General features: G+C 70.0%; 16 protein-coding genes, 2 tRNA genes and 1 pseudogene. 10 read left to right on the forward strand and 9 right to left on the reverse strand.

All coding sequences use genetic code 11. From position 1 onward, the window contains the following. The 3 genes and pseudogenes from AB0K08_RS13855 to AB0K08_RS13865 form a co-directional block, all read right to left on the reverse strand. Window positions 1-326 (reverse strand): annotated as a pseudogene (locus tag AB0K08_RS13855) (site-specific integrase); the annotation flags it as partial. 50 nt (window positions 327-376) lie between these two features. After that, entirely contained in the window at window positions 377-655 is a 279-nt protein-coding gene (locus AB0K08_RS13860; RefSeq protein WP_363355423.1) for a hypothetical protein, read from the reverse strand. Between the two features lie 117 nt (window positions 656-772). Then, window positions 773-846, reverse strand: a tRNA-Gly gene (locus AB0K08_RS13865). A 216-nt stretch (window positions 847-1,062) separates the two neighbouring features. Between AB0K08_RS13865 and AB0K08_RS13870 the strand changes: the two genes are divergently transcribed. The 6 genes from AB0K08_RS13870 (at window position 1,063) to AB0K08_RS13895 (ending at window position 6,783) form a co-directional block, all read left to right on the forward strand. Then, a tRNA-Pro gene (locus tag AB0K08_RS13870) sits at window positions 1,063-1,136 on the forward strand. Between the two features lie 111 nt (window positions 1,137-1,247). Further along, on the forward strand, window positions 1,248-2,942 hold the full coding sequence (tig, locus tag AB0K08_RS13875) for a trigger factor (RefSeq protein ID WP_363355425.1): 1,695 nt from the start codon (window positions 1,248-1,250) through the stop codon (window positions 2,940-2,942). Window positions 2,943-3,266: 324 nt separating this feature from the next. Next, complete coding sequence (locus AB0K08_RS13880) at window positions 3,267-3,863, forward strand: ATP-dependent Clp protease proteolytic subunit (protein WP_363355614.1); 597 nt, start codon at window positions 3,267-3,269, stop codon at window positions 3,861-3,863. A 67-nt stretch (window positions 3,864-3,930) separates the two neighbouring features. After that, window positions 3,931-4,599, forward strand: coding sequence for an ATP-dependent Clp protease proteolytic subunit (locus tag AB0K08_RS13885; protein WP_363355427.1), 669 nt, complete (start codon window positions 3,931-3,933; stop codon window positions 4,597-4,599). Between the two features lie 186 nt (window positions 4,600-4,785). Next, a complete protein-coding gene (clpX, locus tag AB0K08_RS13890) occupies window positions 4,786-6,099 on the forward strand; it encodes an ATP-dependent Clp protease ATP-binding subunit ClpX (RefSeq protein WP_363355429.1) in 1,314 nt (437 codons plus the stop codon). Window positions 6,100-6,144: 45 nt separating this feature from the next. Next, window positions 6,145-6,783 carry a DsbA family protein gene (locus AB0K08_RS13895; RefSeq protein ID WP_363355431.1) on the forward strand — a complete coding sequence of 213 codons (639 nt, stop codon included), beginning with the start codon at window positions 6,145-6,147 and terminating at the stop codon, window positions 6,781-6,783. Between the two features lie 31 nt (window positions 6,784-6,814). Here the strand turns inward: AB0K08_RS13895 and AB0K08_RS13900 are convergent, their stop codons facing one another. The 6 genes from AB0K08_RS13900 to valS all read right to left on the reverse strand — a co-directional run bounded on the left by AB0K08_RS13900 (window position 6,815) and on the right by valS (window position 12,016). After that, window positions 6,815-7,171: a hypothetical protein gene (locus AB0K08_RS13900; RefSeq protein WP_363355433.1), complete on the reverse strand. Its 357-nt coding sequence runs from the start codon at window positions 7,169-7,171 to the stop codon at window positions 6,815-6,817. A gap of 9 nt (window positions 7,172-7,180) precedes the next feature. After that, the gene (locus AB0K08_RS13905) at window positions 7,181-7,615 is read right to left on the reverse strand and encodes an ATP-binding protein (RefSeq protein WP_363355435.1); all 435 of its coding nucleotides are present in this window, start codon (window positions 7,613-7,615) and stop codon (window positions 7,181-7,183) included. A gap of 5 nt (window positions 7,616-7,620) precedes the next feature. Then, on the reverse strand, window positions 7,621-7,953 hold the full coding sequence (locus AB0K08_RS13910; RefSeq protein ID WP_363355437.1) for an STAS domain-containing protein: 333 nt from the start codon (window positions 7,951-7,953) through the stop codon (window positions 7,621-7,623). 48 nt (window positions 7,954-8,001) lie between these two features. Beyond that, window positions 8,002-8,691 (reverse strand): SpoIIE family protein phosphatase, encoded by a 690-nt coding sequence (locus AB0K08_RS13915; RefSeq protein WP_363355439.1) that lies wholly within the window; start codon window positions 8,689-8,691, stop codon window positions 8,002-8,004. Next, window positions 8,636-9,109 (reverse strand): response regulator, encoded by a 474-nt coding sequence (locus AB0K08_RS13920; RefSeq protein ID WP_363355441.1) that lies wholly within the window; start codon window positions 9,107-9,109, stop codon window positions 8,636-8,638. Before AB0K08_RS13920 ends, AB0K08_RS13915 begins: the two co-directional genes overlap by 56 nt. A gap of 216 nt (window positions 9,110-9,325) precedes the next feature. Next, window positions 9,326-12,016, reverse strand: coding sequence for a valine--tRNA ligase (gene valS / locus AB0K08_RS13925; protein WP_363355443.1), 2,691 nt, complete (start codon window positions 12,014-12,016; stop codon window positions 9,326-9,328). A gap of 68 nt (window positions 12,017-12,084) precedes the next feature. On the opposite strand from valS, the gene AB0K08_RS13930 reads away from it, so the two are divergent. Genes AB0K08_RS13930 through AB0K08_RS13945 form a run of 4 tightly spaced genes read left to right on the forward strand, consistent with a single transcriptional unit; the run spans window position 12,085 to window position 15,194 of the window. Beyond that, complete coding sequence (locus AB0K08_RS13930; protein WP_363355445.1) at window positions 12,085-12,498, forward strand: DUF488 family protein; 414 nt, start codon at window positions 12,085-12,087, stop codon at window positions 12,496-12,498. After that, window positions 12,495-13,928 (forward strand): FAD-linked oxidase C-terminal domain-containing protein, encoded by a 1,434-nt coding sequence (locus tag AB0K08_RS13935; protein ID WP_363355447.1) that lies wholly within the window; start codon window positions 12,495-12,497, stop codon window positions 13,926-13,928. The genes AB0K08_RS13930 and AB0K08_RS13935 overlap by 4 nt, the downstream gene beginning before the upstream one ends. A 22-nt stretch (window positions 13,929-13,950) precedes the next feature. After that, complete coding sequence (locus AB0K08_RS13940; RefSeq protein ID WP_363355449.1) at window positions 13,951-14,730, forward strand: SDR family oxidoreductase; 780 nt, start codon at window positions 13,951-13,953, stop codon at window positions 14,728-14,730. A 2-nt stretch (window positions 14,731-14,732) separates the two neighbouring features. After that, entirely contained in the window at window positions 14,733-15,194 is a 462-nt protein-coding gene (locus AB0K08_RS13945) for a hypothetical protein (protein WP_363355451.1), read from the forward strand. Window positions 15,195-15,427: the final 233 nt, after the last annotated feature.

Below are 15,427 nucleotides of genomic sequence, written 5' to 3' on the forward strand. Positions count from 1 at the left end.
AGGCTCACGGTCAGGGCGGACAGGGGCAGGGTGCCCAGCTCGATGCGGCCCACCTGCGGGATGATCCAGCGGGCGGCGGTGCGCTGGTAGAGCTCGAGGGTGCGGGGGCGCAGCCCGGTGGCGGCGGTGCGCAGCCAGGCGGCCGCGTAGTCCGCCAGGGTCGTCATGGTGGGGGCCACGGCCAGGGTGTTGCCGCGCAGCATCTCGGCGTGCACCTGCACCAGGTAGGCGTCCGCCTCGGCCCGGGTGGCGAACGTGGCAGGGCCGGTGCGTCGCTTGCCGTCCGGTCCGGTGTACCGGGCCCGGAACCGGCCAGAGGGCAACACGGCCACCTGACCGAAGGACCGCCGACGATCCCCGGGACGCGTCCGGCGGCTCACCGGGCACCGCCGGTCAGCCAGGCCGCGCCGTCGTCCAGCAGGGCGGTCAGGCAGCCGCACCGGGCGTCCGGGTCGTGATGGTGGCCGCGGCACCGATCGTCAGGACAGCCGCACCAGTCGCCGGACCAGTGATCGGTGCCGAAGTGGTGGCGGGACCATTCGGCGGCGGTCACGTCGTACATCGCCAGGGTGTCGCGTGCGGGCCGTCCCAGCGGGCGGCGGTCGCTCGGCGCGGAGGTGTTCGGGGAGGTGGTGAGGGTGGTGTCTGCGTCCACGGCAGGCAGCCTTTCCGGCCCGGTTAGGCCATTTTAGGCCACGTGGGGAACGGAAAGGGTGGTTGCCGGGTGTCGCGGTCAGGCCGCTAAGTGCGGCCTGACCTGCGAGTTTCCTAGTGGAGGGGATGACGGGAATCGAACCCGCGTAGCCAGTTTGGAAGACTGGGGCTCTACCATTGAGCTACATCCCCACAGCGAGGACGATCCTATCAAGCCGTTCGACCGGGCTGCAAAAGCGGGCTGGTCCGGCGCGGCGCCGCGGCGGGCTCGACCCCTCGGAGAGGTCGTGGAGCGCTCATCCGCGGACCTGCCGGTGACAGCGGCGAGGGTTGAATGTCGAAGGAATGCGGAGTATGGCGCGTCCAATGCGTACACTGGTCTCTGGCCAGAAATGGCCGGGCCGTCTGCGGGGTGTAGCTCAGCTTGGTAGAGCGCGCGCTTTGGGAGCGTGAGGCCGCAGGTTCAAATCCTGTCACCCCGACGTCATGGTCTCCCCCTCTTGCCGGGGGGAGGCCTGATTCACCGGATGCCCGACGGCCGGGCCCATCCGCGCCCATATAGACGAGACGATCAATCCACACAGGAGTCCCACGTGGTCAAGAGCACCGCAGAAAACCTCAGCCCGACCCGGGTCAAGCTGGACGTCGAGGTCCCCTTCGAGGACCTCAAGCCGCGTCTGGACCAGGCCTACAAGACCGTGGCCAACCAGATCCAGGTCCCCGGCTTCCGCAAGGGCAAGGTTCCTGCGCGCATCATCGACCAGCGCATCGGCCGCGGCTACGTGGTGGAGACCGCCGTCAACGAGGGCCTGAACGACTTCTACCAGGAAGCCCTGACGCAGACCGAGACCACGCCGATGTCCCGTCCGGAGGTCGAGGTCACCTCGATGCCGGGCGTGGACGGCCAGGCCGAAGGGCCGCTGACGTTCAGTGTTGAGCTGGACATCCGCCCGGAGATCGAGCTGCCGGACTACAAGGGCCTCAAGGTCACGGTAGAGCCCGCCGCCGCCTCCGAGGAGGATGAGCAGAAGGCCCTGGACGAGCTGCGGTCCCGCTTCGGCACCCTCAAGAACGTCGAGCGCCCCGCCGCGAAGGACGACTTCGTGACCCTCACCCTGACCGCCACCATCGGCGACGAGCAGGTCGACCACGCTGAGGACCTCTCCTACCAGGTGGGTGCCGGAACCATGCTCGACGGCATGGATGAGGCCCTGGAGGGGCTGTCCGCGGGCGAGGACGCCGTCTTCGAGACCACGCTGGCCGGCGGCGAGCACTCCGGCGAGAAGGCCACCGTCAAGGTGGTGCTCGGCGCCGTCAAGGAGCGCGAGCTGCCGGAGGCGGATGACGACTTCGCCCAGCTGGCCTCCGAGTTCGACACGATCGAGGAGCTGAAGGCCGACCTCAAGGAGAAGGCCTCCGAGGGTGCCGTCACCGGCCAGGGGATCGAGGCCCGTGACAAGGTGCTCGAGGAGCTCGTGAAGCTGGTCGAGGTCCCGGTTCCGGACTCGGTCGTCGCCGAGCAGATCGAGCAGCACTTCACCGGCCAGGGCCACTCCGAGGGCGATGAGCACGACACCGAGGAGCACCGCGCCGAGGTCGAGGAGAACGCCCGCGAGGCCTTCCGGAACGAGATCATCCTCGACAAGGTCGCCGACGCCGAAGAGGTCGGCGTGGACCAGGGGGAGCTGATCGAATACATCATCTCCACGTCCCAGCAGTACGGCATGGATCCGAACCAGTTCGCACAGATGCTGGACCAGGCCGGGCAGGTCCCGATGATCATGGGCGAGGTGCGCCGCCGCAAGGCCCTGGCCAAGGTCCTGGAGTACGCCGTGGTCGCGGACACCGCGGGCAACGCCGTGGACCTGAGCTCCTTCGTCACCCCGGGCGGGGAGGACTCGGCTGAGTCCGCCGACTCGGCGGATTCTGCAGACTCCGCGGATTCGGCCGATTCTGCCGACTCTGCCGATTCAGCGGACTCCCCGGCGGAGGCCGCGGAGAAGGCTCCGGCCAAGAAGGCGCCCGCCAAGAAGGCTCCGGCGAAGAAGGCCCCGGCCAAGAAGGCCACCGAGGCCGAGGCGGCCGAGGCTGACGCCGAGAAGGCTCCGGCCAAGAAGGCGCCCGCCAAGAAGGCCCCGGCGAAGAAGGCTCCGGCCAAGAAGGCCACCGAGGCGGCCGAGGCTGACGCCGAGAAGGCTCCGGCCAAGAAGGCGCCCGCCAAGAAGGCTCCCGCGAAGAAGGCCCCGGCCAAGAAGGCCACCGAGGAGCAGTCCGACTCGGCCGAGTGACCCCGCACGGCCTCCGTTGAGGGGGTCGGCCGCCCGGGCCGCACCACGGATCTCCCGTGGTGCGGCCCGGGCGTTCTGCTGTGCGGGGACCTCCCGGTGGTCCGGGCGGCCCCGGTGTCCGCCGGCGGCAGGTCGCTCCGCTGGCAGCGCATCCATCCACGCCAACAGCGAACAGCCGGGCCGGGAGGGACACAGGGCCGTCCGGGGACAGTAGTCTCGATCCAAGGTCAATGCCCCCGGCGCACCAGCAGGTGCCACCGGTGCATGAGAAGTCCATCTGAAGGAAGGCAGGGCGTCATGTCCGCATCGTCCACTGCTCCCCGTATGGCGTCGGTAGATCCGGCGGCCCGCGAGGACTACATCTACAACCGTCTGCTCAAGGAACGCATCATCTGGCTGGGTTCCGAGGTCATGGATGAGAACGCCAACGCCATCTGCTCGCAGATGCTCCTGCTCTCCGCGGAGGACCCGGACAAGGACATCTACCTGTACATCAACTCCCCGGGTGGTTCCATCACCGCGGGCATGGCGATCTACGACACCATGAAATACATCCCGAACGACGTGGTGACGGTGGCCACCGGCATGGCCGCGTCCATGGGCCAGTTCCTGCTGTCCTCCGGCACCCCGGGCAAGCGCTACGCCACCCCGCACGCCCGCATCCTGATGCACCAGCCCTCCGGCGGCATCGGCGGCACCGAGTCGGACATCCGCATCCAGGCCCAGCTGATCCTGCACATGAAGCAGGTCATGGCCGAGCTCACCGCCGAGCAGACCGGACAGACGGTGGACACCATCCTCAAGGACAACGAGCGGGACAAGTGGTTCACCGCTCCGGAGGGCCTGGAGTACGGGTTCTTCGACCACATCGCCGAACGGGCCGGCGCCGTGTCCGGCGGCGGAGGCGTGGACAACTCCTGATCCGGCCCTCGCCGTCCCAGGACCGTCCACCCCAGCCCACAGACCCTTCGCCCAGGAGAAACCAGACATGAACCAGTTCCCCGTCGGAATGCCCTCCGGTGCCGGCCAGCCGGCGCCGGGCAACCGTTACGTCCTGCCCCAGTTCGAGGAGCGCACGCCCTACGGCTTCAAGCGCAACGACCCGTACGCCAAGCTGTTCGAGGACCGCATCGTGTTCCTCGGTTCACAGGTGGACGACGTCTCCGCGGATGACATCATGGCCCAGCTGCTCGTGCTCGAGTCGATGGACTCGGAGCGGGACATCACCCTGTACATCAACTCCCCGGGTGGCTCGTTCACCGCCATGACGGCGATCTACGACACCATGCAGTTCGTCCGCCCGGAGATCCAGACCGTGTGCCTCGGCCAGGCGGCCTCCGCCGCCGCGGTCCTGCTGGCCGCCGGTGCGCCGGGCAAGCGCCTGGCCCTGCCGAACGCCCGCGTGCTGATCCACCAGCCGTCCATGGGTGGGGACCGCGGCACCGCCACTGACCTGCAGATCCACGCGGAGGAGCTGCTGCGCATCCGCACCTGGATGGAGGAGACCCTCGCCGGGCACACCAACAAGACGGCCGAGCAGATCCGCCAGGACATCGACCGTGACAAGTTCCTCTCGGCCGCCGGCGCGAAGGAGTACGGTCTCGTGGACGAGGTGCTGGACTCCCGCAAGATCTCGCGTCCCCAGCTCTCCAACTGAACCGGTCCCCCTGGGACCCGGCCCGTTCAGAGCCCGACGGCGGCGCGCACCCCGGCATGAGAGGTCATGTCCGGTGCGTGCCGCCGTTGCGGTCCAGTCCCTTATCGTGTCCACCCCCTAAGCTGGAATGGCACGACCCCGGGCAGTTACGTCTGGCCGCCCGACCCCTATCGAGGAGATACCCGCATGGCCCGCATCGGTGAGAGCGCCGACCTGCTGAAGTGCTCGTTCTGTGGAAAGAGCCAGAAGCAGGTCCGGAAACTGATCGCCGGTCCCGGCGTCTACATCTGCGACGAGTGCATCGAACTGTGCAACGAGATCATCGAGGAGGAGCTCTCCGAGGTCGCGGAGTCCGTCGAGATCGAGCTGCCCAAGCCGCAGGAGATCTACGACTTCCTGGAGGAGTACGTGATCGGGCAGTCGGAGGCCAAGCGGTCCCTCGCCGTGGCGGTCTACAACCACTACAAGCGCATCCGCTCGGGGCAGCAGCCGGCCCAGTCGAAGAGCGAGTCGTTCGCAGACCGTTCCGGCGAGGAGGTGGACGAGCTGGCGGAGGTCGAGGTCGGCAAGTCCAACATCCTGCTCGTGGGCCCCACCGGCTCCGGCAAGACCTATCTGGCGCAGACCCTGGCCCGCAAGCTCAACGTGCCGTTCGCCGTGGCGGATGCGACCTCCCTGACGGAGGCCGGGTACGTGGGCGAGGACGTGGAGAACATCCTGCTCAAGCTCATCCAGTCGGCCGACTATGACGTGAAGAAGGCCGAGCAGGGCATCATCTACATCGATGAGATCGACAAGATCTCGCGGAAGTCCGAGAACCCCTCGATCACCCGGGACGTCTCCGGTGAGGGCGTCCAGCAGGCCCTGCTGAAGATCCTGGAGGGTACCACCGCCGCTGTCCCGCCGCAGGGTGGCCGCAAGCACCCGCATCAGGAGTTCCTCCAGATCGACACCTCGAACGTGCTGTTCATCGTGGCGGGCGCCTTCGCGGGGCTGGATGAGATCATCTCCTCCCGGGCCGGTTCCAAGGGCATCGGCTTCGGGGCCCCCCTGAACACCATCGGCAAGCGGGACGTCTCCTACTCGGACGTCCGGCCGGAGGACCTCCTGAAGTTCGGCCTGATCCCGGAGTTCATCGGCCGCCTGCCGGTCATCACCACGGTGGACAACCTGGACCACGAGCAGCTGGTCAACATCCTCACGCAGCCGAAGAACGCCCTCGTGAAGCAGTACCAGAAGATGTTCCTCATGGACGGCGTGGAGCTGCAGTTCGAGGACGCCGCCCTGGACGCCATGGTCGAGCAGGCGGAGGAGCGGGGGACCGGTGCCCGCGGCCTGCGCTCCATCATGGAGGCGGTGCTCAAGCCGGTCATGTTCGACCTGCCGTCCCGCGAGGACATCGCCACCGTGGTCATCACCGGGGATGTGGTCCGGGAGGGCGCGGAGGCCACCCTGATCTCCCGCGAGGTCCAGCGCAAGCGGCGCAACAAGTCCGCCTGACCCCTTCCTCACCTGAACGCAACCACCCCATCTTTGGAGGCAACCGTGACTGAAACCGCTGGCACCGCCACGTCCGCAGAGACCGAGACCGTCGACTTCTGGTTCGACTCCGTGTGCCCCTTCGCCTGGATCACCTCCCGGTGGATGTTGGAGGTGGAGAAGGTCCGCCCCGTCACCGTCAACTGGCACGTGATGTCCCTGTCCGTGCTGAACGAGGAGCAGGACATCGACGAGGGCTACCGGGAGATGATGGACCGTGCCTGGCTGCCGGCCCGCGCCGCCACCCAGGTCTGGGAACGGCACGGCAACGGAGCGGTGAGCCGGTACTACACCGCCGTCGGCACCCGCATCCACAACGAGGGCCAGAAGGACTACGAGGTCGCCGTCCGCGGCGCCCTCGAGGAGCTGGGGTTCGAGACCGAGGACATCCTCGCCGCGGCCCGGACCGATGTCCTGGACGCGAAGCTGCGCGCCTCGCACCAGGAGGGCATCGACCAGGTCGGCCACGACGTGGGAACCCCCGTGGTGGCCCTCAACGGCACGGCGTTCTTCGGTCCGGTCATGACCCGCATCCCGCGCGGCGAGGAAGCGGGCCGGATCTTCGATGCGACCGTGACCCTGGCCGGCTACCCCTACTTCTACGAGATCAAGCGTTCCCGGACCACGCGCCCGCAGTTCGACTGAGCCCTGGCTGAGCCCTGGGGGCCGCTCGCCCTCAGCGACCGGCGGCGATGCGCCCGGCGGCGGCGATCATCGGGACCTGGAGCGGCAATCGCGCCCAGGTGATGGCCCTGGTCCGCGGTGAGGCGTTCCGCGCCCGGTAGGCGTGGTAGAAATTGCCGGGCCACACGGCCAGGAAGAGCACCTGCGCGGCCCGGCCGCCCGCGCGTCGGGTCCCCGGGACGGCGAGCAGGCCGGCCACGGCCAGCTCGGCCACCCCGGAACCGTACGTCCAGGCCCGCGCGGGGCCGGGCAGCGCGCGGGGGATCAGCCCGTCGAACGGGCGGGGGGAGACGAAGTGCAGCGCTCCCATCCCCGCGAGCATGGTGGCCATCAGGACGGGTCTGCTCATGCGCCCAACCTACACGCCCATCTGCCGGCACAACCGCCAGACATTGGTGGGACCGACCCGCTCGAAGCCCATGGTGACCAGCGTGCGGATCAGGGCCAGGCCCCGTCCCGACTCGGTCAGGAACTGCTGGGCCGCGTCCATGACCGCCTCGTCGCAGGCGCGCGACCTGTCGGCCAGGAGCTCGGGGGTGGCCGCGCCGTACTCGACGATCGTGGCCTGCAGCGTCGAGTCGCGGGCATCGAGCTCCACGCCGACCTCCAGCGGGCCCGGATCGGCCACGCCGTGCTGGATGGCGTTGCTGACGGTCTCGATCACGGCCAGGTCGAAGGCCATGCGGTCGGGGAGGGGGACGTGCCCGGCGCATCGCCAGAGCCGCTCCAGCTGATCCAGGACCGCGTCGACGGTCTGCGGCTCGGCCGGCAGCCGGAGGGCCATCGTGGACATCGGGCTCAGCCTTCGCCGAATGCCGAGGCGGCATCGGGGTAGGGGGTGAGCACACGGTCCATGCTGGTCAGCTGGAGCACCATCAGCACCTGTGGCGGGACGTTGGCGATGCGCAGGTCTCCGCTGGCCTGGCGGGCCAGCTTCAGGCAGCTGATCAGGGCGCCCAGCCCGGAGGAGTCCATGAACTCCGTCTTGCCGAGCTCCACCACGATCTGCCGGGATCCGGCTCCGATCTCACTGGCGATCACGTCCTTGAGCTTCGGGGCGGCCACCATGTTGAGCCGGCCCTCGCCCGTCACCTCCGTATAGGTGTCATGCCTTGCCACGGTGAACTGCATCGGGGTGTTTCCTTTCGTCCGGAGGTTCTCTTCGGTGGGGTGGGGAGATCAATGGGAGCCGGTCTCGGGATCACGTCGGACCACCACGGCCGTGACGTCGTCGTGTTCCTGATCGTCCTGGGCCAGGCGGGCGAGGTCGTCGGCCACGCCCTGGGCGGTGGCGTTGGCGAGGACGATCGCCGACATGGCAGCCAGGGTGCCCTCGAGGTCTCCGACCGCGTCGAGGACGCCGTCGGAGACCATGATCAGGGATTCGCCGGGGAACAGATCGGCACGCTGCGCCTCCCACCGGTCCTCGAACCACAGCCCGACGGGCGGGCCGTCGGCCTCGAGCCGGCGGATTCCCCCGTCGGCGGAGACGACGGCCGCGATCCCGTGGCCGGCGTCCACATAGGACAGGCGGCCGCTGGCCGGGTTCATCCGGATGGTGAAGACGGTGGAGTAGGAGCCGGAGCTCTCCAGGGCGCTGGACAGGGCCGCGGCGGCATGGTTGAAGGCATTGGTCAGGCCCGGCATCAGGGCCACGGACCGGAAGGTGGCCCGGACGGAGGCCGCGATCATCGCGGCTCCCATGCCCTTGCCCATCGCATCGGCCAGGGTGAGGTGCAGCTGGCCCGACTCGACGTACCAGTCGTAGAGGTCGCCGCCGACCAGGCTGGAGGGCTGGAAGGCTGCCGCCACGTCATAGCCGGGCAGGTCCGGCGGGGCGTCCGGGAGCAGGCCACGCTGGACCTCCACGGCCCGCTCGCGCTCGGACTGCTCGGGGGCGGAGTCCGTGATGCGGGGGCGGCGGAACAGGGCCGCGACGCGCGCGGAGCTCGCGGGTGCTGAACGGCTTGCTCAGGTAGTCGTCCGCGCCCGCCTCCAGTCCGGCGAGCTTGTCCGTCTCGGTGGACCGGGCCGAGATCATCACCACGTAGGCGTTGGAGTGCTCGCGCAGCTGGCGGCACACCTCCAAGCCGTTCACCCCCGGCAACTGGACGTCCAGGGTCACCAGCTCCGGTTGGACGCTCTGGACTAGCTCGACGGCCAGGCTGCCCGTGGGGGCCTCGGTCACGGTGAAGCCCTCCTTGTTCAGGGTGTGGACGAGCAGACTGCGGATGTCGTCGTCATCCTCGACCACGAGGGCATGACGAAGGGTGGTGGGTGGCGCCATGTGAAATCCAACTCCCATGATGAGGTGCGGAGACTGTGCGGTAGAGGACGGGCGTCGGGGGGATGGTGCGCCAGCCATCTGGTATGTGCCTTATCAGTACGCGGCGTGCGACTTTTCACCCTCGGGCGGCACCGGGCTCCGGAAAGACCTGGGGGCCACCTCAGAACCGAGTGGTTCTGAGATGGCCCCCAAGCGGTGCACTGGCCGGGTCTGGGGTCAGGCGGGCTCCGCGGTCTCGGGTGCGGGCAGCACCACCTCGGAGACCAGCACCTCGGTCTCGCCCGCGGGGGCTCCGGCCGCCAGGGTGAGCTCGCGGACGTTGCCGGCCGCCTTCAGGTCGGCCAGCCCGCCCCGCAGGGACCCCAGGCGGTTCTCCGGAGCGGTGACGACGGCGGAGAGCACCTCGGTGCGCTGCTTCACCTTGGCCTCGGACTTGGCCCGGCGGATGCCACCCAGGGCGAGGGCGACGGCGGACAGGACGTCGGCGGTGGCTCCGGCGGACGCCGCCTCGATGCCGACGATCTGGTCCGGCTGCCCCGGCCAGGCGGCGCGGTGCACGGACCCGGCCTGCCACCAGCTCCAGACCTCCTCGGTGGCGAAGGGCTGGAACGGGGCCAGCAGGCGCAGCAGGGCGTCCAGGGTGGTGGCGAGGGTGGCCCGCACGGAGTCCTGTTCGGCCTCCCCGTGACCGCCGTAGGCGCGGTCCTTGATCAGCTCCACGTAGTCGTCGGTGAACTGCCAGAAGAAGGACTCCGTCAGGTGCAGGGCCCGCGCGTAGTCGTAGGACTCGAAGGCCCGGGTGGACTGCTGGATCGTGTCGAAGAGCCGGACCATCAGCGCCCGGTCCAGGGGGTTGGTGATGACCCCGGCGTCCTCCGCCGTGCGTACCACGTGCGCCACGGAGGCGCCCAGGTTCAGCGCGAACTTCGAGGCGTTGAGCAGCTTGATGGCCAGGCGCCGGCCGATCTTCATCTGCGCGACCTCGTAGGCGGTGTCCGCACCGAGCTTGGCCGAGGCGGCCCAGTAGCGGACCGCATCCGAGCCGTACTCGTCCAGCACGTCGGTGGGGACCACCACGTTGCCCTTGGACTTGGACATCTTCTTGCGGTCCGGGTCCAGGATCCAGCCGGACAGGGCGGTGTGGTTCCACGGCACCGTGTCCTGGAGTGACTCGGCGCGTACCACGGTGGAGAAGAGCCAGGTCCGGATGATGTCGTGGCCCTGGGGGCGCAGGTCGAAGGGGAAGACCGAGGCGAAGAAGTCCTCATCCCGGCTCCACCGCCCGGCGATCTGCGGGGTGAGCGAGGACGTGGCCCAGGTGTCCAGCACGTCCGGGTCACCGGTGAACCCGCCGGGCACGTCCCGCTGGGCGTCCTCGTAGCCCGGCGCGGCCTCGGCCACCGGGTCCACCGGCAGCTGGTCCTCGGCGGGCAGGATCGGGTGGTCGTAGTCCGGTTCGCCGGAGTCGTCCAGCGGGTACCAGACGGGGATCGGCACGCCGAAGAACCGCTGGCGGGAGACGAGCCAGTCACCGTTGAGGCCCTGGACCCAGTTCTCGTACCGGGACCGCATGAACTCGGGATGCCAGGACAGCTGCCGGCCACGGGCCACGAGCTTCTCGCGCCGCTGCGCGTCCCGCCCGCCGTTGCGGATGTACCACTGGCGGGAGGAGATCACCTCGAGGGGCTTGTCCCCCTTCTCGAAGAAGTTCACCGGGTGGGTGATCTTCTTCGGCTCGCCGTCCAGCAGGTCCGCCTCGGTCAGGGACGCCACCACGGCCTCCTTGGCCGAGAACACGGTCTTGCCGGCGAGCTTGACGTACTCGGCCCGGCCGGACTCGGTGGTGATCCACTCGGGGGTCTCGGCATGGAAGCGGCCGTCGCGGCCCACCACGGTGCGCGTGGGCAGGTCGAGCTCGCGCCACCAGGTGACGTCCGTCAGGTCGCCGAAGGTGCAGACCATGGCGATGCCGGAGCCCTTGTCCGGCTTGGCCAGCCCGTGGGCCCGGACCTCGACCTCGACCCCGAACAGGGGGGACGTCACGGTGGTCCCGAACAGGCCCTGGTACCGCTCGTCGTCGGGATGGGCCACCAGGGCCGAGCAGGCCGGCAGCAGCTCGGGCCGGGTGGTCTCGATGACCACCCGCTGCCCGTCCGGCGTGAAGAAGGGGATCCGGTGGTAGGCGCCGGGCACCTCGCGGTCCTCCAGCTCGGCCTGGGCCACGGCGGTGCGGAAGGTGACGTCCCACAGGGTGGGCGCCTCGGCCATGTACGCGTCGCCGGAGGCCAGATTGCGCAGGAAGGCCCGTTGGGAGACGGCGCGGGACGTGTCGTCGATGGTCCGGTAGGTCAGGGACCAGTCCACGGACAGTCCCAGCCGGGTGAAGAGGTCCTCGAAGACCTTCTCGTCCTCCACGGCCAGTTCCTCGCACAGCTCGATGAAGTTCTTGCGGGACACCACGTCCCAGTCACGTTGGTTCTTCGCGGGCTGCTCCGGCGGGCGGTAGCCCTCGATGTACGGCCTGGTCGGGTCGCAGCGCACCCCGTAGTAGTTCTGCACCCGGCGCTCGGTGGGCAGGCCGTTGTCATCCCAGCCCATCGGGTAGAACACGTTCTTGCCCGTCATCCGCTGGTACCGGGCCAGCACGTCGGTCTGCGTGTAGGAGAACATGTGCCCCACGTGCAGGGACCCGGAGGCGGTCGGCGGCGGGGTGTCGATCGAGTAGACCGCCTCCCGCGTGGTGTCCGCCTCGAAGGCATAGGTGCCCTCCTGGCGCCAGACGGCGGAGAGCTTGTCCTCGAGCCCCTCCAGGCCGGGGCGGTCCGGAACGGTCACGGCGGGTGCGACGGCGGGTGCAGTGGACGGAGAGGTGGCGGGCGTGTCTGTGCCCGGGGTCTGTTCAGCCATGGTCTCGATTCTCCCATGACCCCCGCGCACCCCCGAACCCGGGCCGGGCCAGGGTCTACGGTAGGGACATGGCAGCAGCATCCGGACAGCGTCCCGCGGAGATCCGCATCCGCCGTGTCTACGACTCCCCGGACGGCGGGTACCGCGTCCTGATCGACCGGATCTGGCCCCGCGGCATCGCCAAGGCCGATCTCGAGCTCGACGAGTGGTGCAAGGCGGTGGCCCCCTCCGCCGAGCTCCGGAAGGACTTCCACCACGATCCGGACCGCTTCGCCTCCTTCCGCCGGCGGTACGCGGCCGAGCTGGAGGACCCCGCAGACCCGGAGGAGCCCGACGGCGGCGGCGCACCGGCCGTGGAGGCCCTGTTGGAGCGCTGGAGAGACTCCCGCAAGAATGACCTCGTGCTGCTGTACGCCGCGAAGGACACCGAGAACAACCAGGCCGTGGTGCTGCGCGATCACCTGCGGGAGAAGGCCTCATGAGCGCGGAGCCGGCCGGCATCCGGGAGCTGCTCGAGGATCTTGCCGCGAAGCTCACGCCGGAACTCACCGAGGGCGCGCTGAGCACGGACCCGGACGTGGTCTCCTCCCACGCCCGGGACGAGGCCCCCTTCGCGGCCGTCGGCACGGCCCTGGCCCTGGTCCGGGCCCGCACCGTGCAGGACGTGCAGGCCACCCTGCGCTGGGCCTCCAGGCACCGGGTCCCCGTGGTGCCGCAGGGCGCCCGCTCGGGGATCTCCGGCGGGGCGAACGCGGTGGACGGCTGCCTGCTGCTCTCGGTCGAGAGGATGGACCGGATCCTGCAGGTCAACGCGGCCGAGCAGACCGTGACCGTGGAACCCGGGATCATCAACCAGGACCTGAAGGACGCACTGGCCCCGCACGGGCTGTCCTACCCGCCGGACCCCGGGTCCGTGGCGATCTCCTCGATCGGCGGCAACCTCGCCACGAACGCCGGCGGGCTGTGCTGCGTGAAGTACGGCGTCACCCGGGACTACGTCCGTGAGATCGCCGTGGTCCTGGCCGACGGCACCCTCACCCGGCTGGGCACCAAGACCGCCAAGGGGGTGGCCGGGCTGGACCTGTGCCGCCTGTTCGTCGGCTCCGAGGGCACCCTCGGGGTGATCGTGGAGGCCACCCTCCGGCTGGTTCCGCTGTTGCCGCCGCCGCTGACCGCCGTGGCCACCTTCCCGAACGCCCGGGCCGCGGCCAGCACCGTCGCCGAGTTCATGGGGGCCGGCGCCCGCCCCTCCCTCATGGAGTCCATGGACCGGATCTCGCTGGACCTGCTCAACCGCTTCGGCGACTTCGGGCTGGACGAGCAGGCCGGCGCCCTGCTGCTGATGCAGTCGGACGGGGACGGGGTGGCGGCCGAGGCGGCCCGGGAGGTCGCCGAGTTCGCCGCCGTCGCCGAACGGAATCAGGCCCTGGACGTGGCCTTCAGCGACGACCCCGAGGACAGCGACGCCCTCGTGGCGGCCCGCCGGATGGCCCACCCGGCCTTCGAGCGGTACTCGCACGACCACGGGGGAGGGCAGCTGCTGGACGACGTCTGCCTGCCCCGCACCAGGATCCCGGAGTTCTACGACCGGCTGGACGTCGTCCGCGAGCGGACCGGGCTGATGATCGCGGTGGTCGCCCACGCCGGTGACGGCAACATGCATCCCGCCGTCTTCTTCGACGCCGCGGACCAGGAGTCCGTGCGCCTGGCCCACGAGGCCTTCGACGAGATCATGGCGATCGGTCTGGAGCTCGGCGGCACCATCACCGGCGAGCACGGGGTCGGCTCCCTCAAGAGCGGCTGGCTGGCCCGGGAGTTGGACGAGGGCAGCCGGCACCTGCACCGCGTCATCAAGGACGCCGTGGACCCCCTCGGCATCCTCAACCCCACCAAGCAGTTCGCGGCGCTGTGACGCACCTGACTAGGGTGGGGGCATGAACGCTCAACCGCACCGCTCCGCCGTCGTGACCGGGGCCTCATCCGGCATCGGCCGGGCCACCGCCGCCCAGCTGGCCGCCGAGGGATGGACCGTCTTCGCCCTCGCCCGCCGGGCGGAGCGCCTCGAGTCCCTGGCCGCCCAGGTGCCCGCCGGGACCGGCACCGTCGTCCCCCTGGCCGTGGACGTCGCCGACCGGGACCAGGTGGACCGGGCCGCGAAGGCGGTCCGGGACGGTGGGGGAGCGGACACCCTGCTGTGCATCGCCGGCGGCGCCCTCGGCACGGACCACGTGGCCGAGGGCCGGCCCGAGGACTGGGACTGGATGTACCGGGTCAACGTGGCCGGCACCCTGAACACCACGCAGGCCTTCCTGCCGATGCTGCGGGCCACCGGCCACGGCACCGTGCTGGTGTTGACCTCGACGGCGGCCCTGGCCAGCTACGAGGGCGGGGCCGGGTACAACGCGGCCAAGATGGCCCAGCACGGCCTGGTCGGCGCGTTGCGACTCGAGGAGGCCGAGCACAACGTGCGGGTCGTGGAGGTGCTGCCGGGGATGGTGCACACCGAGGAGTTCACCCGCAACCGGCTGCGGGGCGACCAGCAGGGGGCCGACAAGGTCTACGCGGGCGTGGAGTCCCCGCTCACGGCCGAGGACGTGGCGGACGTGTGCAGCTACGCCGTCACCGTGCCGCACCACGTCAACCTGGACCAGATCGTGCTGCGCCCGGTGGCCCAGGCCGCCCAGTTCAAGGTCATCAGGACGCAGGAGGATTGAGCATGGAGAACACCCCGAGACTGCGCCGGGCGCTCGGCATGGGATTGGCCACGGGGGCCGTCTCGGCGATCCCCCTCTGGCGGATCCCGAGGGCACCGCTCGTGCTGTGGACCGGCGGCGTGGTCGCCACCCTGACGGCCGGCGGCGTGGTGCTGGCCGGGGACCGGGCCGAGCGCGAGGCCGAGGTCCAGGGCGAGCCCGTGCCGGAGTCCTCCACCCTGGGGCGCGTGGGCCGGCCGCTGGCCGTGGGGGCCCTGGCCGGCGGTGCCGCCGCCGGGGCCATCTGGTTCACGGCGGTCTCGGACCGCTGGGCGGAGGCGTTCGTCGCCAGGCTGGGCGCTCGCCGCCCCCGGGCCACCTACGCCGTCCTGGCCGGGGTGCTCACCGCGGTGGTCGAGTACTTCGACTCCTCGCGGGAGAAGCCGTCCGCACCGTCGTCCCCTCCCGCCGGGGAAAAGGCGTAGAATCGGGCCCAGCATCTCGAATACCCACCAGCGTCGACCCGGCCATCACCGGCGAGCTTCCGGAAGAACAGGCTCTCAGCCCCAGTAGAACCGGACGGGTCAGCCCGTCACAGCTGTCACGAGCGGCCGCCCCCGCCTCCCGGCACCACCGGGAAGGGGACGGCAAGCAGGGTGGTACCGCGCCGCCGTCGTCCCCGGCCTCTTCCTGAGGCCGGACCGGCCCAGGCGTCCTT

Origin of the sequence: Citricoccus sp. NPDC055426 (genome assembly GCF_040677445.1) — a bacterium.
In the GTDB taxonomy this organism is placed as follows: Bacteria; Actinomycetota; Actinomycetes; order Actinomycetales; family Micrococcaceae; genus Citricoccus.